The sequence below is a fragment of the Glycomyces rhizosphaerae genome (genome assembly GCF_042647865.1).
Classification (GTDB): Bacteria; Actinomycetota; Actinomycetes; order Mycobacteriales; family Micromonosporaceae; genus Glycomyces; species Glycomyces rhizosphaerae.
Genome location: NZ_JBHRWO010000004.1, coordinates 550,938 through 570,803, shown reverse-complemented (window position 1 = coordinate 570,803; position 19,866 = coordinate 550,938). Strand labels below are relative to the sequence as shown.

Annotated in this window: 19 protein-coding genes; 9 read left to right on the top strand and 10 right to left on the bottom strand. The window is 70.1% G+C overall.

What is annotated here, in order from left to right; all coding sequences use genetic code 11:
• Nucleotides 1-1,134 carry a caspase, EACC1-associated type gene (locus tag ACFO8M_RS03450; protein ID WP_387970509.1) on the top strand — a complete coding sequence of 378 codons (1,134 nt, stop codon included), beginning with the start codon at nucleotides 1-3 and terminating at the stop codon, nucleotides 1,132-1,134.
• Between the two features lie 138 nt (nucleotides 1,135-1,272).
• Nucleotides 1,273-1,854: a pyridoxamine 5'-phosphate oxidase family protein gene (locus tag ACFO8M_RS03445; RefSeq protein ID WP_387970507.1), complete on the top strand. Its 582-nt coding sequence runs from the start codon at nucleotides 1,273-1,275 to the stop codon at nucleotides 1,852-1,854.
• A 45-nt stretch (nucleotides 1,855-1,899) separates the two neighbouring features.
• Here ACFO8M_RS03445 and ACFO8M_RS03440 read toward each other — a convergent pair whose 3' ends face one another.
• The gene (locus ACFO8M_RS03440; RefSeq protein WP_387970504.1) at nucleotides 1,900-3,036 is read right to left on the bottom strand and encodes an FAD-dependent monooxygenase; all 1,137 of its coding nucleotides are present in this window, start codon (nucleotides 3,034-3,036) and stop codon (nucleotides 1,900-1,902) included.
• Between the two features lie 161 nt (nucleotides 3,037-3,197).
• On the opposite strand from ACFO8M_RS03440, the gene ACFO8M_RS03435 reads away from it, so the two are divergent.
• The 3 genes from ACFO8M_RS03435 (at nucleotide 3,198) to ACFO8M_RS03425 (ending at nucleotide 7,703) form a co-directional block, all read left to right on the top strand.
• Nucleotides 3,198-5,096 (top strand): GntR family transcriptional regulator, encoded by a 1,899-nt coding sequence (locus ACFO8M_RS03435; RefSeq protein ID WP_387970501.1) that lies wholly within the window; start codon nucleotides 3,198-3,200, stop codon nucleotides 5,094-5,096.
• A 74-nt stretch (nucleotides 5,097-5,170) separates the two neighbouring features.
• Complete coding sequence (locus tag ACFO8M_RS03430; RefSeq protein WP_387970498.1) at nucleotides 5,171-5,488, top strand: DUF4190 domain-containing protein; 318 nt, start codon at nucleotides 5,171-5,173, stop codon at nucleotides 5,486-5,488.
• Nucleotides 5,489-5,531: 43 nt separating this feature from the next.
• Nucleotides 5,532-7,703, top strand: coding sequence for a trypsin-like serine peptidase (locus ACFO8M_RS03425; protein ID WP_387970495.1), 2,172 nt, complete (start codon nucleotides 5,532-5,534; stop codon nucleotides 7,701-7,703).
• Here ACFO8M_RS03425 and ACFO8M_RS03420 read toward each other — a convergent pair.
• The 4 genes from ACFO8M_RS03420 to ACFO8M_RS03405 form a co-directional block, all read right to left on the bottom strand.
• The gene (locus ACFO8M_RS03420) at nucleotides 7,700-8,404 is read right to left on the bottom strand and encodes a polysaccharide deacetylase family protein (protein ID WP_387970493.1); all 705 of its coding nucleotides are present in this window, start codon (nucleotides 8,402-8,404) and stop codon (nucleotides 7,700-7,702) included. The two genes, ACFO8M_RS03425 and ACFO8M_RS03420, sit on opposite strands and share 4 nt — an antisense overlap.
• Nucleotides 8,405-8,502: 98 nt before the next feature.
• Nucleotides 8,503-9,294, bottom strand: a complete 792-nt coding sequence (proC, locus tag ACFO8M_RS03415; protein ID WP_387970490.1) for a pyrroline-5-carboxylate reductase — start codon at nucleotides 9,292-9,294, stop codon at nucleotides 8,503-8,505.
• A gap of 86 nt (nucleotides 9,295-9,380) precedes the next feature.
• The gene (locus tag ACFO8M_RS03410) at nucleotides 9,381-9,902 is read right to left on the bottom strand and encodes a DUF1990 family protein (RefSeq protein WP_387970487.1); all 522 of its coding nucleotides are present in this window, start codon (nucleotides 9,900-9,902) and stop codon (nucleotides 9,381-9,383) included.
• A gap of 2 nt (nucleotides 9,903-9,904) precedes the next feature.
• On the bottom strand, nucleotides 9,905-10,429 hold the full coding sequence (locus ACFO8M_RS03405; RefSeq protein ID WP_387970484.1) for a GNAT family N-acetyltransferase: 525 nt from the start codon (nucleotides 10,427-10,429) through the stop codon (nucleotides 9,905-9,907).
• A 152-nt stretch (nucleotides 10,430-10,581) separates the two neighbouring features.
• Between ACFO8M_RS03405 and ACFO8M_RS03400 the strand changes: the two genes are divergently transcribed.
• Together ACFO8M_RS03400 and ACFO8M_RS03395 are read left to right on the top strand one after the other, a co-directional pair.
• The gene (locus ACFO8M_RS03400) at nucleotides 10,582-12,642 is read left to right on the top strand and encodes a hypothetical protein (protein ID WP_387970481.1); all 2,061 of its coding nucleotides are present in this window, start codon (nucleotides 10,582-10,584) and stop codon (nucleotides 12,640-12,642) included.
• A complete protein-coding gene (locus ACFO8M_RS03395) occupies nucleotides 12,635-14,038 on the top strand; it encodes an extracellular solute-binding protein (protein ID WP_387970478.1) in 1,404 nt (467 codons plus the stop codon). The genes ACFO8M_RS03400 and ACFO8M_RS03395 overlap by 8 nt, the downstream gene beginning before the upstream one ends.
• 1 nt (nucleotide 14,039) lies before the next feature.
• On the opposite strand, the gene ACFO8M_RS03390 is transcribed toward ACFO8M_RS03395, so the two are convergent.
• Together ACFO8M_RS03390 and ACFO8M_RS03385 are read right to left on the bottom strand one after the other, a co-directional pair.
• Nucleotides 14,040-14,555 carry a GNAT family N-acetyltransferase gene (locus ACFO8M_RS03390; protein ID WP_387970475.1) on the bottom strand — a complete coding sequence of 172 codons (516 nt, stop codon included), beginning with the start codon at nucleotides 14,553-14,555 and terminating at the stop codon, nucleotides 14,040-14,042.
• A gap of 41 nt (nucleotides 14,556-14,596) precedes the next feature.
• Complete coding sequence (locus tag ACFO8M_RS03385) at nucleotides 14,597-15,595, bottom strand: hypothetical protein (RefSeq protein WP_387970472.1); 999 nt, start codon at nucleotides 15,593-15,595, stop codon at nucleotides 14,597-14,599.
• A 178-nt stretch (nucleotides 15,596-15,773) separates the two neighbouring features.
• Here ACFO8M_RS03385 and ACFO8M_RS03380 point away from each other — a divergent pair, with 178 nt between their 5' ends.
• Nucleotides 15,774-16,883 carry a histidine kinase gene (locus ACFO8M_RS03380; RefSeq protein WP_387970469.1) on the top strand — a complete coding sequence of 370 codons (1,110 nt, stop codon included), beginning with the start codon at nucleotides 15,774-15,776 and terminating at the stop codon, nucleotides 16,881-16,883.
• Nucleotides 16,880-17,551: a response regulator gene (locus ACFO8M_RS03375; protein ID WP_387970466.1), complete on the top strand. Its 672-nt coding sequence runs from the start codon at nucleotides 16,880-16,882 to the stop codon at nucleotides 17,549-17,551. The genes ACFO8M_RS03380 and ACFO8M_RS03375 overlap by 4 nt, the downstream gene beginning before the upstream one ends.
• Here ACFO8M_RS03375 and ACFO8M_RS03370 read toward each other — a convergent pair.
• The 3 genes from ACFO8M_RS03370 to ACFO8M_RS03360 form a co-directional block, all read right to left on the bottom strand.
• Nucleotides 17,548-18,231, bottom strand: coding sequence for a hypothetical protein (locus ACFO8M_RS03370; protein ID WP_387970463.1), 684 nt, complete (start codon nucleotides 18,229-18,231; stop codon nucleotides 17,548-17,550). The two genes, ACFO8M_RS03375 and ACFO8M_RS03370, sit on opposite strands and share 4 nt — an antisense overlap.
• Nucleotides 18,232-18,294: 63 nt before the next feature.
• Nucleotides 18,295-18,969, bottom strand: a complete 675-nt coding sequence (locus ACFO8M_RS03365) for a hypothetical protein (RefSeq protein ID WP_387970460.1) — start codon at nucleotides 18,967-18,969, stop codon at nucleotides 18,295-18,297.
• A gap of 66 nt (nucleotides 18,970-19,035) precedes the next feature.
• Entirely contained in the window at nucleotides 19,036-19,746 is a 711-nt protein-coding gene (locus ACFO8M_RS03360; protein WP_387970459.1) for a class I SAM-dependent methyltransferase, read from the bottom strand.
• Nucleotides 19,747-19,866: the final 120 nt, after the last annotated feature.

Sequence of the window (19,866 nt, the reverse complement as noted above, 5' to 3'; positions counted from 1 at the left end):
ATGCTGCTTCCCAACGGCGCGGAGTCCCGGGCCCTGCTCATCGGCACGAGCACCTACGAGACCCTGCCCGACGTGCCCGAGATCCGCAACAACCTTTGGGCATTGAAGGAGTCGCTGCAGCGGCACACCGGCCTGCCGGCCGCCAACTGCCGTAGCGTGCTCGACCCGAACGACCTCGTCGAGGTGGGCCGCGAGGTGGAAGCCTGCACCAAGGCGGCTTCCGACCTGCTCCTCATCTACTTCAGCGGCCACGGCCTAGTCGCGTCCGACGGCCTCCTGCACCTGGCGCTCCCCCAGACCTCACGCCAGCAGCGGCTCCTCCCTTGGAGCAGCATCCCTTTCAAACTCCTGCACCATGCGATCCAGTTGTCGCGAGCGAGGACCAAGGTGCTCATCCTGGACTGCTGCTTCTCAGGGAGGGCCACGCAGTTGCTGGGCGCAGAGGAGAGCAACATCCTCGGCCAGATCACCGCGAACGGGGCCTTCACGCTCACTTCTTCGCCGGCCAATGAGCCGTCCTTCGCCGTCGACGGCTTCGGCTACACCGCTTTCACCGGCTCGCTGTTGCGACTGCTCGAGAACGGCAGCCCGCGTGCGGGGGCGATGCTGACCCTCGGTGACCTCTACCTTGAGCTCCTCCATCACGCCCAGGCGAACCATCTGCCTGAACCGCAGAAGGTCGGGACGCACACCGCCGAGCTGCTGCCGCTCGCGAGGAACCGGCGGTTCGTCGCCGGCGACGAGCAGGCCGCGGCGGACCAGATTCCCGCCGGCGAGTTTCATGAGCGATTGGACCGCCTCAAGGCCGGTCTCATCGAGATCGTGGAACGGCCGAATCCCCGGGCCGTCTCCCAGGACCCGCTGCTGACCGCCACCGACATCGACCATGCCCTGTTCAAGACCGTGCGGTTCACCGAGGGGTACGACGAGGACGAGGTCGACGCCTTCCTCGACAAGGTGGCGCTCGCGCTGGCCGAGCCCGCCGATGGCGTGCAGCAGATGCACTCGGATCACGTCAAGAACGCCGAGTTCACGATCACGCGCCTGCGCGAAGGCTACGACATGACCGAAGTGGACGCCTTCCTCGACCGCGTGATCCTCGAATTCGAACGCCGCCAGGCGTTCGGCGAATAGCGGCTCAGCCCTCGGCAGAGTTTCCTATCCGGTCATCATGCCGAGCGTTTAGCCCGTGAGAAGGAAGTTGCCGGCGGGGTGGGGCGGGCGTAGGTTCGGGTGCGGGTTTGCCGAGGAATGGGAGCTGGGGTTCGAACCATGGGAAAGACGTATCCTGCGATCGACGGTCGACTGCGCGAGTTCATCGAGGCGCAGCCGGTGTACTTCGTGGCGTCCGCGCCGCTCGCCGAGGACGGTCACATCAACCTCTCCCCCAAGGGCCACAACGGTTCGCTCAAAGTGATCGACGAGCGGACCGTGGCCTACCTCGACTTCGGCGGCAGCCACGCCGAGACCCACGCGCACCTGCGGGAGAACGGCCGCATCACCCTCATGTGGTGCGCCTTCACCGGCCCGCCCAACATCGTTCGCGTCCACGGCACCGGCGAGGCCGTCTACCGCGACGACCCGCGCTTCGCAGAGCTGATTCCTCTGTTCGCCGAGGCCGACGGGCCTGGCGTGCGGGCCGTGATCATCGTGCGCGCCAAGCTCATCACCGACACCTGCGGGTTCGCGGTGCCGCTCATGGACTACCGGGAGGACCGGCCGCTGCTGCGGGAGTTCCTCGGGCGCAAGAGCGACGACGAGTTCGCCGCGTACTGCGAGTCCAAGGAGTTCAACGCGAAGAGCATCGACGGCCTCCCGGCGCTGCCGCTCCCCTTGCCGCCCAGGAAGAACTGAACGCGAAGGGGCCGCGCCCGCTCGGGCGCGGCCTCCTCAGTGTCCTTAAGCGACGATTGCGTCGAGGTCGATCGCGTTCTTGGCCTCGTCGGTGCGGGCGGTCCGCACTTCCGGGGGCGTCTCCCGGGGATCCATCAGGGCCAGCGCCTGGTTGATCTCGACGAACGGGCGCATCCGCTGCTCGTAGCGGGCGAAGGCGAGGGCGTGGTCGTCGGTGCGGCCGAGTTCGAGGGCGAGGACGTACGCGCCGACGAGCGCGAGGCTGGTGCCCTGGCCCGAGGTCGGCGCGGCGCAGTGGGCGGCGTCGCCGACGAGGGTCACGCGGCCCTCGGACCAGGTGTCCATCTTGATCTGGGCCATGGCGTCGAAGTAGAAGTCCTCGGACTTCCACATGCGTTCGATGAAGCCGGGGACCTCCCAGCCGAAGCCGGTCACGTTGTCGGCGATGAGCCGCTTCTGCGCCTGGACGTCCCGGTAGTCGTAGTCGATCGGCTCGGAGCCGAAGCCGAGGTAGACGCGCAGCTCCTTGTTGTCGCGGACGGTCATGACCGCGCCGCCGGCGACGCCGTCGTTGAACCAGGTCTGCCACTTGTCGAGGCCGAGGTAGTTCTCCTGGCTGAAGACGCCGAGGTAGGTGCCGAGATGGTTGACGTACTGCGCTTCGGGGCCGAAGACGAGCTTGCGGGTGTTGGAGTGGAGGCCGTCGGCGCCGACGACGAGGTCGAAGCGGCGCGGGGCGGCGTGCTCGAACTCGACGGTGGCCCCTTCACCCGCGACCCCGTCCTCTTCCTGGTGGATCGCGGTGATCGAGTCGTTGAAGAGGTATTCGATGCCGTGGTTCTTCTCGTGGACGATGTCGACGAGGTCCTCGCGGAGGATCTCGATGTCATCGGAGTCGAGGCTGCCGGAGGAGAGCGCGAACTCTTCGGAGCGGAAGATCTCGTTGCCTTGGGGGTCGAGCATGTTCATGCCGTCGGTGTGGTTCTCGAGTTCGCGGGCGCGGGCTTCGAGTCCCATGCGGCGCAGGACGGTGAGGGCGGCGCCGCGGACGTCGATGGCCTGGCCGCCGCGGCGCGGGGCCGGGGCGCGTTCGACGACGACGGGCGTGAGGCCCTGCTCGCGGAGCCAGTAGGCGAGGGCGGTGCCGGCGATGCTGGAGCCTGAGATGAGGACGGCGGTCATTGGGGTTCCTCCGGATACGTTGTACTCGACTGTCTGGAACCAACTTAGAAAACCTGGCCTTGACCTGCAAATACGCTCTCGATCTGCCCTAGTACAGGCGGGCCTTCGCGGGCCGGCCGCGGCTAGGATCTGTCGTAGTACAGACCTGAGGGAGGGCCGCCGTGGCCGAGTCGATCGCGCCGCCGTACGTTCGCATCGCCGCCGAGCTGAGCAGGCGCATCGCCGACCGGGAGTTGACTCCGGGCGACAAGGTGCCGTCGACCCGGCAGGTCGCCCAAGAATTTGGTGTGGCACTGGCCACAGCGACGAAGGCTTTGGACGTGCTGCGGGCCGAGGGCCTGGTGATCACCCGTCCCCGCTCGGGCACGGTGGTCGCGCCGAGGCGCGCGGCGAAGTCCGGCGAGGCCGCGGAACTGACTCGCGAACGGGTGCTCGCGGAGGCGATCGAGATCGCCGACGGCGAGGGGCTGGCGGCGGTCTCGATGCGCGCGGTCGCCAGCCGCTGCGGGGTGGCGCCGATGTCGCTGTACCGCTTCGTAGAGGACAAGGACGAACTGGTGCTGGCCATGGCCGACACCGTGTACGGCTCGGCCGCGTTCGAGCGCGACGCGTCCGCCCCCTGGCGGTCCCAAGTGGAGTCGCTGACGCGAGAGCTGTGGCGGCTGCACCGCGCGCACCCGTGGCTCGGCCGGACCCAGCCGCTCACCAGGCCCCTGCCGCTGCCGAGCATCATCCGGCTCGGCGACCGGCTCCTCGGCGCGCTCGAACCACTCGGCCTGCCGCCCAAACAGCACATGAACGTGCATGTGCTGCTGTTCAGCCATGTCGTAGGCCTGGCCGCGAACTTCGAGGCCGAGGATGAAGCGGTCTCCGAGACCGGCCTCTCCTCCGAGGAGTGGACCGACCTCCAGTACCTGCCGCGAACCGGCGACGCGGCGTTCATGGGCGACATGCCGCACTTCGCCGAACTCTTCGGCGCGCTCGGCGCACTGCCGGACGGCTACGACCTCGACCTCGACGAGCTCTTCGAGCTGGGCCTCGGACTCTTCCTCGACGGCCTCGAGAACGTGGCGCAACGAACGGCGCGGCGTCCGGAGTTATATAGGAGCATCACCGCCCAGGAATCAGGAGCACCCATGTCCGACCTGCACGTCGTCCTCGGCGCCACCGGCGCCATCGGCAAGGCAGTCATCGCCGAGCTCACCGTCCGCGGCCATGAGGTGCGCGCCGTGAGCCGCCATGCCGAAGGCCCGCAAAGCCTCAGCGCCGACATCACCACCGCCGAAGGGGCCATCGCCGCCTGCGCGGGCGCCACGGTGGTCTACCAGTGCGCGCAGCCTCCTTACGCACAGTGGACCGAGGAGTTCGTGGGCCTCACCGACACCGTGCTCACTGGAGTCGAGAAGGCCGGGGCACGGCTCGTCATGGCCGACAACCTGTACATGTACGGGCCCGTCGAAGGGCCCTTGACCGAGGAGCTGCCGTACGCGGCCACGTTCCCGAAGGGCCGGGCCCGCGCCCGGGTCGCCGAGCTGATCCTCAACGCCCACAAGGACGGCCGCATCCGAGCGAGCCTCGGCCGCGCCTCCGACTACTTCGGACCCGGAGGCGTCAACACCATCCTCGGGCCGACGATCTTCGCCGCCGCGGCGGCCGGGAGGACCGCCCGCTGGGTCGGCGAGATGGACGAGCCGCACACCGTCGCCTACCTCCCCGACCTCGCCGCCGGGCTCGTCACCCTCGGCGAGCACCCGAAGGCCGACGGGTACGCCTGGCACCTGCCCGCCGGGCCTCCCGTCACCGGCGACGAGTTCCTCGCCCTCGTCTGGAAGGCCGCCGGCGGCAAACCCAAGAGCGCCGGGCTCAGCCGCGGCATGCAGCGCCTCATCGGCGCGTTCAACCCGGTCGTCAAGGAACTCGGCGAGACCTGGTACCAGCGCGACCGCCCCTGGGTCGTCGACGACACCGCCTTCCGCGCCGCCTTCCCCCAGCACGTCAAGGTCACCCCGCACGAGCAGGCGATCGCCGAGACCCTCGCCTGGTTCAAGCGCCAGGCCTGATTCCCCCGAAACGCCCTAAAGGGGCCGAATCCCTCCGTAGACTGCGCTCACTCACCGTCTGCAATGGAGGCGTCATGACGCAGCAATACGGCCAGCCGGGTGCGCAGGTCAACGTGCCCAGAGAGATGAACGGGCTCGCGATCGCGTCCTTCGTGATCGCGTTCGTCGGGCTGTGCTCGCCGCTGGGCATCCTCGGGCTCATCCTCGGCTACGTCGCGAAGAGCCAGATCAAGTCCCGCAACAACTCCGGCAGCGGGCTCGCCACCACGGCGATCGTGCTCGGCTGGATCTCGATCATCGCGGTCGCCGCATTCATCATCGCGCTGGTCGCGGGCGGCTGGGACGTGTGGATGGACCGCGTGGACGAATACAAGGACGAGTACAACAACTAGACCGGGCGAGACCGAGCCGACACTTCGAACAGAAGAGGGTCCCTTGCAGACGAAGCGCACACTCGCCCGAACCGCCGCCATCGCCGTCACGGCCGCCGCCGTGCTCGCATGGGCGCCGCACACCACCGCCGCGAACGAGACGCCGCAGTACCGGGCCGACCAGATCGGCCAGCGCGAAGCGGCCGACCTCGAGCTGGAAGCCGGTCGGACGCAATTGATCGAGTACGCGGAGGCGGCCTTCGTCAAGGTGCGCCTCGACCGGGTGGCGCTCGGTGAGCGGGACACGATCACCGTCGCGAGCCCGGACGGCGACGAGTCCTATGTATACCGTTCCGCCGATGTGTTGGACGGCGGCCTGTGGGCGCTGTCCGTCGAAGGCGAGGCCGCGGAGGTCCGGCTCCATGACGCCGCAGACGGCACGGCCGCCACGGCGCGCGTCGCCGAGTATTCGCGAGGCCTCAACGACTCCGAACTGGCGAGCCGCCCCAGCGCGACGACTGCGGGCCCGGAGAGCATCTGCGGCACGGACGATTCGCGGAACGCCGCCTGCTTCAAGGACTCCGACCCGGCCGCGTACGGTGCGAGCCGTTCGGTGGCGCGCCTGATCATCAACGGCGAGTTCTACTGCACCGGTTGGATCGCCGGGGACGACCGGCTGCTGACGAACAACCACTGCTTCGTCGACAGCACCGAGGCGCGCGTGACCGAGGTCCAGTTCGGCTACGAGTGCGTCTGGTGCTCCGGCGGGAAGGTCCTCACGCCGATCAAGGTGAGGGGCGCGAGAGTCCTCAAGACCGATTTCAAGCTCGACTTCACGCTGTTCACGGTGGCCGATCCGGCGAAGATCGCGCACCTGCCGGCGCTGCCGATCAGCGAGGAGCAGGTGGGACTCCACGACAAGATCTACATCCCCGAGCACCCGGGCGGGAAGCCGCTGCGGATCGCCGCGGCCAGCACCTCCGAACCCGACGGGCTGGGGTCGCGCTGCCTGGTCGGCGACGAGCAGCGCCGCGGTCGCGGCTACGCCACCGACTTCGCGTACATGTGCGACACCGAGGGCGGCTCTTCGGGTTCGCCGGTGATCAGCCGCGCGACAGGCGAGGTCGTCGGCCTCCACCACTTCGGAGGGTGCCCGAACCAGGCCGTGCGGATGGACCTGATCTACCCGAAGATCGCGTCGTATCTGGCCTTATGGGAGGTTCGCGTGAGCGAGACGCCGACCCGGGAGACCGCGGGCGGGGCCGCGGCCGGGCCCGTGCCCGAGAAGCAGCGCCACGGCGTGCGGCACGCGGTCCGCTGGGTGGTGGCGATGCTCGCGTGCGTGCTCGCGGTCGTGGCCGTGACCGGGGCGGTGGCCGCGTATTACGCGCGGCTCGAACTGCTCGACACCCGGCAGTTCACGGACCGGACGGTGGTGATCGCCGAGGACGAGGAGGTCCGGGCGAGCGTCTCGAAGCTCGTGTCAGCCAAGATCATCGATGCGATCGACGTCGACCGGATCACGCAGGAGGCGAGCGGGTGGGTCGGCGTCGAGGACCCGCCGCAGGCCGTCCAGGATCTCGTGGCCTCGGCGGCTGAGAGCATGAAGGGCTACATCGAGAGCGAAGTGGACGCGTTCGTGGCGAGCCCGGCGTTCGTCGAGGTGTGGGATACGGCGGTCAGCGAGGCGCACGCTTCGCTCGTCTCGGCGCTCAAGGGCGAGAACGCGGGTGCGCTGACGGCGGACGGGAACACGCTCACGCTCGATCTGGGACAGGTGGTCGAGCTCGTGAAGGAGCGGCTGGTCGAGGCCGATTTCGCGCTCGCCGCCGACGTCCCGGCGGTCGAGGCCGAGTACGTGCTGGTCGATTCCGAGCAGGTGCCCGAGCTGCAGCGCGACACCGACCGGTTGGAGTGGGCTGCGGACCGGCTGCCTTGGATCGCTTTGGCGCTGCTGGTGATCGCGTTCGTGCTCGCGCCGCGCCGGTGGGTGGCGGCGCTGGTGGTCGGGTTGCTCGGTGCGGTCTTGGCGGCCGGTGCGCTCTGGGCGCTGGCCGAGGGCCGCACGGTGTTCGTGGGCCGGGCCCGCGACGCGGCGTTCGCGCCCTTGACGTACGACGCGTTCACGGAGAGCCTGCGGGCGACCTACATTTGGATGCTGGTGATCGCCGCCGCCCTCGCGGTGGCGGCGGCGGCGGCGATCCTGTTCATGCGCCGAACGAGGCAGGCTTCCTAAGCGGGGCTGCACTTCGGGCTGATGCCGAACTTGTAGCCCTTCGCGGCCAGCTGCGGCAGCGCGATCTCCAGCGCCTCCACGGTCTGCGAGCGGTCGCCGCCGCCGTCGTGCATGAGCACCACGTCGCCGGGGGTGGCCCCGAGCAGGACGTCGACGATCGCGTCCACGCCCGGCCGGGTCCAGTCCTTGGTGTCCACGTTCCACATCTGCCGCTGGAGGCCGGCGGCAGCGATCCTGTTGTTGACCTTGGTGTTGGTGGCCCCGTAAGGCGGGCGGAAGCAGTTCACTTCGGCGCCGTAGCTTTCCAGCAGGTTCTGGGTCTTGTTGATCTGCGAGTCGATCCGCGCGCGGGTCAGGGTGGTCAAGTCGGGGTGGTTCCACGTGTGGTTGCCGAGCGCGTGGCCGGCCGCCAGGACCGCCCGGGACCCCGCGGGGTCGCGATTGGCGTTCACTCCGAGTTGGAAGAACGTCGCCTTGGCGTCGTTCTCCTCGAGGACGGCGAGGATCTCGTCGGTGTAGGACCCTCCAGGTCCGTCGTCGAAGGTCAGGAAGATTTGGCCGTTCCACGGGTCCTCGGCGGCCGGAGCGAGCTCCTGGGCGCTCACCGGAGCGACGTCCTGTGCGTTCGCCGGAACGGCGAGGAAGAGGGAGCCGATGACCGTCGCAGCTGCGGCGGCCACCATGAGACGAAGATGTTTCATTTGGAAATAGTGGCGTGAGTTCCTTTGTGGCGCAATGAGGGAGTTCTCACGGAAGTCCTAGCGGCGCCCGAGCAACCAAGCGGCGGTGCCGGAGCGTATCAGCTCTCGTGCAGTTCGCCGCCGCGTCCGGTCGCGGCGGCGACGGCGGCTCTGATCGCATCGTCCACATTCGATGCGTCGAGCGAGGCGAGAGCGGCCTCGGTGGTGCCGCCGGGCGTGGCGATCTGCTCCAGGAGCGCCGAGGGTCCGGCGTCGGAGTCCTGGAGGTGCAGGCACGCGCCGACGAGCATCTGGTCGACCAGGACGCGGGCGGCCACCGGCTCCATGCCGCCGTCGACGGCGGCGTTCGTCATCGCGTCGGCCAGGTAGTAGAGGAACGCGGGGCCCGATCCGCCGACCGCGGTGATGAGGTCCATCATGGATTCCTCGGCGATGACGGTGACGCCGATGCGGTCGAACAGGTCCTCGACCTCGGTGAGGTCGGTGCCCTCGGGCGCGGCCAGCGCTGTGGCGGCCTGGCGGGCGCGGGCGGCGATGTTGGTCATGGCGCGGACGGCCGTGATGCCCTTGGGCAGGCGGTCGGTGAGCTTCGCGAGCGGGACGCCGGCGGCGAGGGAGACGACGATCGCGTCCGGTTCGAGGGAGGGCCCGATGGCGGACAGCAGCGGCCCCACGGCGACGGGCGGGACGGCGACGAGCACGATGTCGGCCTCGGCGACCGCGCTCGGGTTGTCGGTGCCGACCTCGATGCCGTAGGTGTCGGCGAGTTCGGCGGCGCGTTCGGCGGGCAGGGCGGTGGCCCAGATCTGCGCGGGCGGCAGGCCGGAGTCGATGAGCCCCGCGAGGACGGCCTCGCCCAGATGGCCGACGCCCAGCAGCGCGATGTCCATGACCTCACCTCCAACTCAGTGCGCTGTTTCCCGAAATCTACGGGCCGAGCCGAAAGGCTACCGGGAATCGGAGAGAAAAGCAGGCCTCACGATCGGCCGCAGATATCACGCATGACCGCGGCGTACCGGTCGGTGGCGCGGGCCTGAAGCCACCGGACGACGGGCTTGCCGAGATTGCTGAGGAGTGTGCCGGGAACCGAGAAGGAACGCACGGTGAAGCGGGTTCGTCCGTCGGCGGCTTCGAGGAGGAACGCGGCCTCGCCGCGTTCCTGATGGCCGGGCATCGTGCCGTAGCCGAAGCCGACGCGCTCGGGGGTCTCCTCGGCCCAGACGACCTGGCAAGGCAACTCTATGGCTAGCATGCGTCGCCAAGGAGGCAGGCGCATCCCGAGGTAGTGGAGGGTGAACTCGACGCCGGGCGCGGCGCGTTCGGCTGCGGATTTCGGGTGGAGGCCGCATCGTTCCTGGAGGCCCCACGTCATGACCAGTTCGGCCGCTTCTTGGAGCGGTGCGTCGAGTTCTATGGTGCGCACGAGGTGGCGGTAGCCGTCCGGGAGCGGGCCGGTGCGGGTCGCGCCGACCTCGGGGTAGTTGACCTTGAACTCCACGGTCAGTCCATTTCGGGGTTGAGGACCTGGAAGAGCAGGTGGTCCTGCCATTTTCCGGCGATCTTCAGGTAGGCGGGGGCCATGCCGATCGGTTCGAAGCCGTTGCGCTGCAGGACTTTCTGCGAGGCGTGGTTGTCGAGGAGGGTTTCGGCCTGGACGCGGAAGAGCCCCAGTTCCTCGAAGGCGACCTGCTTGCCGAGCCGCACGGCCTCGGTCGCGATCCCGCGTCCGGCCGCGGCCTGCGCGATCCAGTACCCGACGCTGCACGAGCGGAAGTAGGGGCCGCGCACGATCGAGTTGAGGAAGATCTGGCCGACGACGTCGCCGTCGAGCTCGATCACGTAGGCGAGCGCGGTGCCCGATTCCACGCGCCCGAGCGCGGCCTCGATCGCCTCGCGCACGCCCGCGACGGAGTACGAGGCCTCGTCTTTGGCCGGCTCCCAGGGGGCGAGGTACTCGCGGCCGTCCCGGCGATGCGCCGCGATCGCCTCAGCGTCGTCGAGTTCGACGGTTCGAATGGTGATCATGCCCTGATTCTGACGGGTCGCGAACGCGCCGGAGACACGGGTGCGGATATCGACAGCCCCCGATGGGAGCGTGGTTGCGGCATACTGATCAGCAACCTTCCCGGAACCATTCTCGGACGACACTCCACAGCGACACGGCAACGGAGCCGCCAGTGCCCGCAGACGAACCCGGCCGGACAGAACCGGACGACGCTCCCGAAACGCCAGGGACCGACTCGACCGCCCCGAAGCACAAGGCCGAACCCGACGAGAGCGCCATCGCCCGCGCGGTGGCCGACGCGCTGCGGCGGGCCGCGCCCGCGATCACCGGCATCGGCGTGCTGCTCTTGTGCCTCGAACTGCTCATCGGAGCGGTGCCGCCGCCGTGGCGGACCGCGCTCATCATCGCGGGCATCGCCCTCGCGGCCGGTTCCTGGCTGTGGGACCTGCTCTACCCGAGCAGCGGCAAGCGCCGGTCGATGATCGCCGTCATCGTCGGCGTCAGCGTGTTCTTCCTCGTCCTCGGCTACGTCCTGCGCCCGGTGGTGCACCGGATCCACCAGGAGTGGTTCGTCGACTGCGGCGACCCGGTGGAGCTCACGGTCCTGGTGCCGGTGGACGGCGCCGCCGGATTCCAGGAGGCGATCAACGCGTTCAACGGCGAGAACATCGACGAGAACCGGTGCCGCAAGGCGAACGTGACCGCCTACAGCGCACCCTGGCCGCAGGTCGAGCAGGCGATGGCCGCGGGCTGGGAGTCGCTCGGGGAGGACGGCGAGGCGACCGGGCCGTTCGAGTCGCTGCGCGACGTCGGGCCCCGCCCCCACTTCTGGATCGCCGAATCGCAGACCCAGGTCGACCTGGCGTACCAGCGGTTGGACGATTCAGAGCTCAACTACGAGGTCTTCCGAACCGACGACGCCGAACCGATCGGCCGCACCCCGCTGGTCCTGGCCGTGCCGGACGCGCTGCTCGAAGCGGGTTTCAACAGCGGCGCCCAGACCACGGACCGGGCGCTCCCCGAGCTGATCGCCGAGCTCGGCGAAGCCCACGGCACCCAGGTGCTCAGGTCAGACCCGACCGTGGCCACCGCGGGCCTGCTGTTCCTCCGCGCGCTCTACGGCCCGGACGCCGAGCCCGGCGGCGTCGGCGCCCGCATGGAGAACGTGCTCGCCGACGCGGCCTCCGCGATCGGCATCGCCTTGTCCCCCAGTGATACCGACCTCCTTTGCGACCTCACTCGGACCCAGGGCGTGAATCCGAGTGCGGCAGTGCTCACGACCGAGGCGGCGCTGGCCCGCTACAACTCGGGCGCCTCGCTCGGCGACGACTGCGCGCTCACCGAGAACGGGCGCTCAGGTCTCGTGCCGATCTATGGCGGCCACTTCGGCGCGCTCGACTACCAAGGGGTGCATCTCGACTGGAGCGGCGACCCCCTCGCCGAGGAGCGCGCGGCGGTGGCCGAGGACCTGCGGGCCTGGCTCGCGGGCGAGGACGACTGGAAGCCCATGCAGATGGGCCTGCGGGATGAGCACTACGACGGCGGCGAGCTCTACGGGGACAACTTCTTCGACAAGGAGTTCGACGTCGAGGCCGATCCGATCAGCGCCGGCGAGCTCGCCGCACTGCAGGGCGTCTACGGCCAGAACCGCCTGCCCACGACCGTGCTGCTCGCCATCGACCACTCGGTGACGATGGACGAGCCGGTGGCGGGCGGCCGGACCCGCTTCGAGCTCGCGACGGACGGCGTGGCGACCGCCCTGCAGTACCTGGGCGCCAACGCGGACGACCAGGCCGCACTGTGGACGTTTCCGGTGCCGGGCTCCGGATCGCACGACGAGGTGTTCGGCATGACCTCGGACCCCGGCGACGACGTGGCCGAGCTGCTCGCCGCCACGGAGACGAGCGAAGGCGTCGACATGCACCAGACCGTGGTCGACGGCATCGCCGCACTCGAATCGGCCGGCGACGCCGAAGGGGCCAGCGCGATGGTGGTGCTCACCGACGGGGACGACCCCGACACCTCGGACACCACAGTGGAGAGCGTGCGGGCGGCGCTCGCCGAGTCCCGGGCGAGCCTGTACCTGATCGCGGTGGGCGAGGCCTCCTGCCGGTCGGCGACCTTCACCGCCCTCACCGCGGACTCGCGCGTCACCTGCCTTGAAGCCGAGGAGGAGCGGATCACGGTGACCTTCGACAGCCTGTTCAACCAGTTGTGGAGCGGCAATGCCTGAGAAGAAGCCGCTGAACCTGCCGTTGGCCCGCCGGACCGTGCTCGAGGCGATCGGCGGGTTCGTCGCCGCGGGCGCGATCGGCGGCGCCTACCTGCTCGGGGCGCGCGAGACCACAAGGGAATGGGAGGACGTCGGCGACCGGCCGCTGCAGCTGCTCTGCTCCCGCGACGACACCGCCAACGGCCAGCGGAGGCTGCTGGTCGACCAGTGGAACGAGTGGCACGAGCACCACCAGGTCGAGATGGTGGAACTCCCGCCCATCGTCGACCTGCAGTACAGCACCATCCATGCCGTGCTCCAGGCCGAGGATCCGGACGTCGACGTGGTGGAGATCGACGTGCCCTGGATCGCCGAGTTCGCCGCCGCGGGCCGGCTGCATCCGTTCGAGGATCCCGACACCGACGGATTCCTGAAGCGGCCCTTGGAGGCCGGACGCTTCGACGGCGAGCTCTTCGCGCTGCCGTTCCACACGAACGTGGGCATGCTCTACTACCGCCGAGGCGCCGAGTCCGACTACGGGCAGGGCGTCCTGAGCGAGAAGGAGGCCTCGTCGATCGCGAGCTGGAGCGACCTGCGGGAGACCATCAGGTGGATCCTGAAGGAGGACAACGATTTCGGCGGCGGCATCGCGATGCAGCTGGCCAGTTATGAGGGATTCACGGTCAACGTCTGGGAGTACCTGCTGGCCAACGGCATCGACGTCGACGGCGACAACGGCATGATCGACTTCGGCGGGCGGGACGCGCACGGTCTGCTCCAGGACCTCGCCGGGGACCTGCACGAGGAGGTCAAACCGGGCAAGTCCGTGATCCTGCCGGGGGCGCTGCAGCACAACGAAGACGAGTCGCTGGCCGCGTTCCAGGCCTGGAAGACGCCGTTCCTGCGGCACTGGCCGCAGGCGGTCCGGACCCTGGAGCAGTGCGGGGCGTTCGCGACCGCGGACTCGGCGGCCGCGTTCGAGGTCGGCGTGGTGCCGATGCCGGGCGGCGTGCTCGGCGGCGGGAGCCTGGCGGTGAGCGCGTATTCGAAGCGCAAGAACGTCTCCCGGGCCTTGATCGAGTTCCTGGCGGGCCCGACGAGCCAGCAGCTCCTGTTCGAGCGCGGCGGCTTCGCGGCCACCCGGCCGGAACCGTACTTCGACGCGATAGCGCAGATCGCCAATGGGATTCCGGCCTCGGGCAGCGATTGCGAGTCGATAGGCGGCCCGAGGAGCGAGGCCGAGGCGATGTACGAGGCGCTGACGGGCGAGGGCCCGGGGCAGCGGCCCGAAGTGCAGCGCTACACCCAGTTCAGCCGCGCGTTCCAGGATGAACTGCACCCCAGCCTGGGCAAGGACGCCGCCCCCGATTTCAGCCGGCTCGAATCGCGGCTCGAACAGGCCATCGAAGGCAAGTGACTCACGTCCGCACGTCGAGGGTGTACCAGTCCAGGACGCGGCCGTCAGGTTCGCTGCGGCGCTGGAGGAACGCGAACCCCGTGCGGGCGGCTACGGCAGCGGAGCGGGTGTTCTCGGGTTCGCAGCGGATGACCGCCTCGGTGCAGCCGATGGTCCCGGCGTACGTGCAGGCGAGGCGGACCGCGCGGGTCGCGAACCCCTTGCCGCGCCACTGTGGATAGAGGCCGTACGCGAGGTTCGCCTGTCCCGGCTTGAGGTAGTACTGGCCGGTCTGGACGTCCACGGTCCCCGCGAGCTGGAGCGCCTCGCCGACGCGGATGCCGAAGTTGTGGAAGGGACCGCCGTCCCGCCACCAGCGGGCGCAGCAGTCGAGGTAGTCGCGCAGACCCTCGGGACTGGCGGGGTCGCCGCTGAGCCAGCGCACCAGTTCCTCGTCCTCCCCCGCGTAATGGGCCGCGAAATCGGCGGGCCCGAGAGGGAGGAGCGTGACCGTACCGTCGGTGAGCGCCTCGTGCATGCCTCCAGCCTCGCGCAGTCGGCCCCTCCCGCGCAACGGAATCACCGGGTACGGCGCAGCGCCCACCAGCCGAGGGCCGCGACGAGGAGCGTCGCGACCGTGTTGTGCGCGTATTTGGCGACGAGGTCGACGTCGCCGATCGGGGTCACCAGGAACCCGGTGAGCGCCTGCGAGAGGAGCGCGCCGACCGCGAGCGCGGTCACCTGGCGTCCGCCCCAGGAGGCCGAGCGGGCGAAGTAGGCGGCGCCGAAACCCAACGCACCCAGGACGCCCGCAGTGAGGGCGACCCCGGCCCAGGTCTCGTAGAAGCCGATCGAGAACACCCCGACCGCCGCGGCTACGACGAGAACCCACAGTGGAGGGATGCGGCGTTCGACGCGTTCGGCCTTGCTGCGGCCGAACGTGAACGCGAGCGCCGCCAAGGCGAGCGCCACCGCCCCCGCGCCCGCCAGCTGGCCGGCCGAGGCGTGGTCGGACTCGGTCTGGTAATGCCAGTCGAGGACGAGCCACGCCCCGGCCAGGTACAGCAGCGTCGTCACGACCAGGCCGAACGGGCGCAGCCAAGGCCGGTCGGCCGAGCGCGGGCCGAAGCCCTCGACGAGCGCGATCGGCGCGGCGAAGCTCATGATCATGTGCCCGAGGACGAACGTCAGCGCCGACGAGGCGGACAGGCCGAGCGGGTCGATCCAGGTCGGCCCGACCATGTCCTGCCAGTAGTCGATGTCGCGGTAGCCCTCGGAGAACATCGACTGGTCGATGATCCCGGCCTGCACGACGCCGAACGCGGCGGCGAGGGCGAGCACGCCGCCCCAGCCGATCCCGAAGCGGCGGGCGGCCTCGCGGATGAGGACCGCGGCGGCCCCGTACAGCGGGATGAAGATGATCAGTCCGGAGAGAAGCACGAGCGCGTTCCCGGTGGTGTCGTCGTAGCCGACGAGGCTCTCGGCCGCGATCGGTGAGCACACGGCGAGGGCGAGCACGAGGAGCAGCCGGACCGGGCCGACCCGTTGCGGCACATCGAGGGAGGTGGTGGTTTGCATGGTTTCGACGCTATGGGCCCGTACCTGCCCGGCGCATCGGCTCTCGGTCGCGATCGGCCCGTCCAAGGCATGGATTCCGCGGCGTGCGGCGCGACCAAGGGACCGTCCGGGCTGACGAAAGTACCGGATCGGGCGCGGAAGGTCGATTCACGGGCCTGAGGCGGATAGGTTCGGGCGCATGAGCGACGAAGGGACGGGACGGCGCGGGGCGCGCGGCCTGGCGGTGGACTTGGGCGTGCTCGCGGTCGGGGTGTTCTCCTGGCTGTTCATCGCCGGGGAGCGCCTGAACGCCCAGATGCCTTCGCCCCCTTGGTTGTTCGACCTCGACATGATCACCGGGCTGCTGGCGCTGCCGCTGCTGTGGTTCCGGCGGCGCTGGCCGACGCAGACCGCCGTGGCGCTCGTCGTCGTCTCGACGTACGCCGAGACCGTCGCGTTCCCGCTGCTCGTCATGCTCTTCTCGGTGGTCGTGCGGCGGCCGCTGCGCACCGCGGTGTGGGTGTACGCGGGGTCGCTGGCCGCGGCGGGCGTGTACCTGGTGGTCCGGCCCGACGAGTTGGGCGTCGCGGGCGGGATCGGCTTCGCGCTCTCGCTGCACGCGGCGGTCGCCGGCTGGGGCCTGTTCGTGCGGTACCGGCGGCAGCTGGAAGCCCGTGCGGCCCAAGCGGAGCAGGACGAGCGCGAGCGGGCCCGCCAGCGGGCGCGCGACGAGCTCGCCCGCGAGCTGCACGACATGCTCGGCCACCGGCTCTCGCTGCTGAGCCTGCACGCGGGCGGGATGGAGTACCGCCCCGACGCCCCGGCCGCGGAGCTGACCCGCGCGGCGGGCGTGGTGCGCGAGCAGTCGCAGCTCGCGATGCGCGACCTGCGCGAGATCATCGCGATCCTGCGCGCGCCGATCGGCGAACTGCCGCAGCCCACGATGGCCGACCTCCGGGCGCTCGTCGAGGAGGCGCGGCCCGGGATGCGGATCGAGCTGGCCGGGCAGGTCGAGGGCGACGTGCCCGAGCGGTCGGGGCGCACCGCCTACCGGATCGTGCAGGAGGCGTTGACCAACGCCCGCAAGCATGCGGAGAATGCTCCCGTACAGATCACTGTGGACGGCAGACCCGACGAAGGACTCACCGTCACGGTGGTGAACGGACCGGGCAACGACACCGGACCAGGCTCGGGCCACGGGCTCATCGGCCTCGAAGAGCGGGCGGCGCTCGCGGGCGGGCGGCTCGAATACGGGCCGGCCTCCGATGGCGGATGGCGGGTGCACGCGTGGCTACCCTGGACCGCATGAGCGAGGAGCCTTCCGTGAGAGTCCTGGTCGTCGACGACGATCCGTTGGTGCGCGCCGGTCTTCGGATGATCCTCGGCGGGGCCGGGGACCTCGAGGTGGTCGGCGAGGCCGGCAGCGGCACCGACGTGCCGGACCTGGTGGCGCGGCTGCGTCCGGACGTGGTGCTCATGGACCTGCACATGCCCGGCGTCGACGGACTGACCGCGACCGAGCGGCTTCGCGCGATCCCCGGAGCGCCGGAGGTCTTGGTGCTCACCGCGTTCGAGGCCGACGGCCACGTACGGCGCGCGCTGCGCGCCGGAGCGGGCGGGTTCCTCCTCAAGGACACACCGCCGGTCGGGATCGTGGCGGCGGTGCGGCGGGTCGCGGCCGGCGAGCCGGTCCTGTCGCCCGAGGTGACGCGACGGCTCATCGGGATCGTCGCGGGCGGCGCGCCCGCGGACCGTCGCGGCGAGGCCCGGGAGCGATTGGGCGCGTTGAACAACCGCGAGACCGAGGTCGCGGTCGAGGTCGGCAGGGGCAGTTCGAACGCCGAGATCGCCGCGGCCCTGCATCTGAGCGTCCCCACGGTGAAGACGCACGTGTCGGCGGCCCTGAGCAAACTCGGCCTGAACAACCGCGTGCAGCTCGCGCTGCTCGTGCACGACGCGGGTCTGGCGGACCTTTAGCGCTTCGGTCCCTTGTCGACCGCTTCGACCCGGCGAGGGCGCCCCGCGTTGCGGGCATCGATCACCGACACTTTCGGCGCGAACCGCGCGACGGCGGCGGCCAGCGCTCGGGCGCCGCTCGCGTTGAACACGACCGAGCGGCCGATGGTCGCATCGGGGACGTGCGCAGGGAGGCCTTCCCGCGGGTTCCCGCCGCCGAGGGCCCCGAGCAGCGTGGGGTCCGGCTCGATGAGCAGGCTCTCGACCGTCGCCTTGCCCCGCTCGTCCAGCGGGGTCCGCGATTCGACGCCGAGCATGGTGACGCTGTAAGAGAAGTCGCGCCGGGCCGTGGTCCGGTGCCACAGCACGAAGCGCTCGACTTCTGCCCAAGGCAGGTCGAATTCGGGGGTCTCGCGGCGGCGGTGCAGGAATCGGGTGGCGGGCCGGTACAGCCGGACGCCGCGGGGGTCGAGTTCGGCGACGATCGTGCCGCGGAGCAGGAAGTAGCCGTTGACAAGTGGCAAGGCCCCGAGCACCAGGATCACGAGCAGCACCATTTCGGGCTCCTCGACCGCTGCGCCTTGGAGGGAGGCCGCGAGGGTCACGACGATGACGGCCGCTGCCGGGAGCGCGGTGATCGCGTCGCGCCAGTGGGGGCGGTCGCGCAGCCGGACCGACCGCGCGTTCTGGGTGTCTGCCATGCGGATTCCGATCGCGTTCGGGCATTGCCGAGGGGAGCGACCACGGTACTCCGGGCCTGCGAATCAGTAGGTTCGCAGGCGCTTCGCGGGCTCGATCGGCTGCTCGCCTCCCGCCTTGCGGGCGTCGATCACGGGGACGTCGGGCGCGTACTGCGACACCGCCGCCGCGAGGGCGCGGCGGCCGCTCGCGCCGAAGACGACGCTGCGGCGGGCCAGGGCCTCGGAGACGTGGGCGGGGACGCCGTCGCGCGGATCGTTGTCGAAGGCCTTGCTGAGGATCGCGCCGAACCCGGGTTCGAGGAGCAGGGCGTCCAGATCGGCCCCGTGCAGTTCGGGATCCGTGTTCGTTTCGATGCCGAGCCTGGTGACGCGGTAGGTCAGACCGCGGGCCGTATGGGCGCGGCGCCAGAGCACGATCCGGCGCGCGTCGGCCCAGCGGACTTCGGCCAGCGGCGTGCGGTTGCGCTTGTGCATGGCCACGTTCGGCGTGTCGTCGTACAGGCGGATGCCGTCGCGGTCGAGCTCGGCCACGACCGCGCCGCGGGCGAGGAAGACGCTGCGGGCGATCGGCAGGCTTGCGAACAGCGCGAGCCCGAAGACGGCGGCGAGCGCGGTCTTGGCGCTCGGTTCGGTCGCGAGGGTCAGGACGAAGCCCGCGGTGAACAGGCCGCCGCCCGACGCGAGCAGCGTGTCGCGCCAGTTCCAGCGGTCGCGGAGCCGGGTCGTGGAGGCGGGCATGAGCGGGGCGCCTTCGGTCGGGATCGGGCGGCCCCACTCTACTGCGAACTCACCGGCGCCTCGGTTTCAGTCGAGTCGGCCGCGAGGTCGTCGCAGCCGCGCCGCGAGGAACGACGGCCGCGCGTTCAGCTTCGCGAAGGTCTGCGGGTCGAGGGCCTCCAGTTCGGGGACCGGGCGGGGCTCGACGAGCCGCTCGATGGCGAACCCCGCGTCGAGCAGCTCGCCGATGAACGCCTCGATCGTGCTGCGCTGGAAGTGGATGGGCGGCAGATCCTCGCCGACGTGCAGGTCGACCCATTCGTTCGAGAAGTACGAGTCGCCGAAGTGCTGCCAGTCCGCCGCCGGATGGGTGGTCGAGATCAGGAACCGCCCGCCGGGCTCGAGGACGCGGAAGATCTCGGCGAGCAGCGCGGCGCGCTCGCGGATGTGGTGGATGACGAGGGCGCAGAGGACCGTGTCGAATGCGGCGTCCTCTGCGAAGTCGAGCGGCGATTCGAGGTCGTGCAGCCGCAGTTCGGCCCGGTCGCCGACCCGTTCCTTCGCGTGGGCGATGAGTTCGGCGCTGCCGTCGATGCCGACGACATCGGCGCCGCGTTCGAGGAGCGCGGCCGCGTAATGGCCTGCGCCGCAACCCACGTCGAGGACCCGCTGCCCGTGGACGTCTCCGGCGAGGCCGAGCATCGCGGGCCGGTCGACGTAGGCGTTGTACGCGCCGTGGGCGGAGTGGGCGGCGAAGGCGTCGCCGAGCGCGCCGTGGTAAGCGGTCTCTCGAGGCATCACGACAGTATCGCCGGATCAGGAGTCGCACCGCCACTCCTTTGGCGCCCGGCCGAAGCGGGCCTTGATGCCACAGAAACGTGACCGACGGATCGTCCAATGGTTGAAAAAAGAGTATCG

Coding starts and splice junctions, on each gene's coding strand:
- ACFO8M_RS03445 (WP_387970507.1), top strand. CDS start 1,273: ATGGGAAAGACGTATCCTGCGATCGACGGTCGACTGCGCGAGTTCATC.
- ACFO8M_RS03390 (WP_387970475.1), bottom strand. CDS start 14,555: ATGCACGAGGCGCTCACCGACGGTACGGTCACGCTCCTCCCTCTCGGG.
- ACFO8M_RS03430 (WP_387970498.1), top strand. CDS start 5,171: ATGACGCAGCAATACGGCCAGCCGGGTGCGCAGGTCAACGTGCCCAGA.
- ACFO8M_RS03395 (WP_387970478.1), top strand. CDS start 12,635: ATGCCTGAGAAGAAGCCGCTGAACCTGCCGTTGGCCCGCCGGACCGTG.
- ACFO8M_RS03450 (WP_387970509.1), top strand. CDS start 1: ATGCTGCTTCCCAACGGCGCGGAGTCCCGGGCCCTGCTCATCGGCACG.
- proC (WP_387970490.1), bottom strand. CDS start 9,294: ATGGACATCGCGCTGCTGGGCGTCGGCCATCTGGGCGAGGCCGTCCTC.
- ACFO8M_RS03440 (WP_387970504.1), bottom strand. CDS start 3,036: ATGACCGCCGTCCTCATCTCAGGCTCCAGCATCGCCGGCACCGCCCTC.
- ACFO8M_RS03375 (WP_387970466.1), top strand. CDS start 16,880: ATGAGCGAGGAGCCTTCCGTGAGAGTCCTGGTCGTCGACGACGATCCG.
- ACFO8M_RS03365 (WP_387970460.1), bottom strand. CDS start 18,969: ATGCCCGCCTCCACGACCCGGCTCCGCGACCGCTGGAACTGGCGCGAC.
- ACFO8M_RS03405 (WP_387970484.1), bottom strand. CDS start 10,429: ATGATCACCATTCGAACCGTCGAACTCGACGACGCTGAGGCGATCGCG.
- ACFO8M_RS03370 (WP_387970463.1), bottom strand. CDS start 18,231: ATGGCAGACACCCAGAACGCGCGGTCGGTCCGGCTGCGCGACCGCCCC.
- ACFO8M_RS03360 (WP_387970459.1), bottom strand. CDS start 19,746: ATGCCTCGAGAGACCGCTTACCACGGCGCGCTCGGCGACGCCTTCGCC.
- ACFO8M_RS03380 (WP_387970469.1), top strand. CDS start 15,774: ATGAGCGACGAAGGGACGGGACGGCGCGGGGCGCGCGGCCTGGCGGTG.
- ACFO8M_RS03420 (WP_387970493.1), bottom strand. CDS start 8,404: ATGAAACATCTTCGTCTCATGGTGGCCGCCGCAGCTGCGACGGTCATC.
- ACFO8M_RS03385 (WP_387970472.1), bottom strand. CDS start 15,595: ATGCAAACCACCACCTCCCTCGATGTGCCGCAACGGGTCGGCCCGGTC.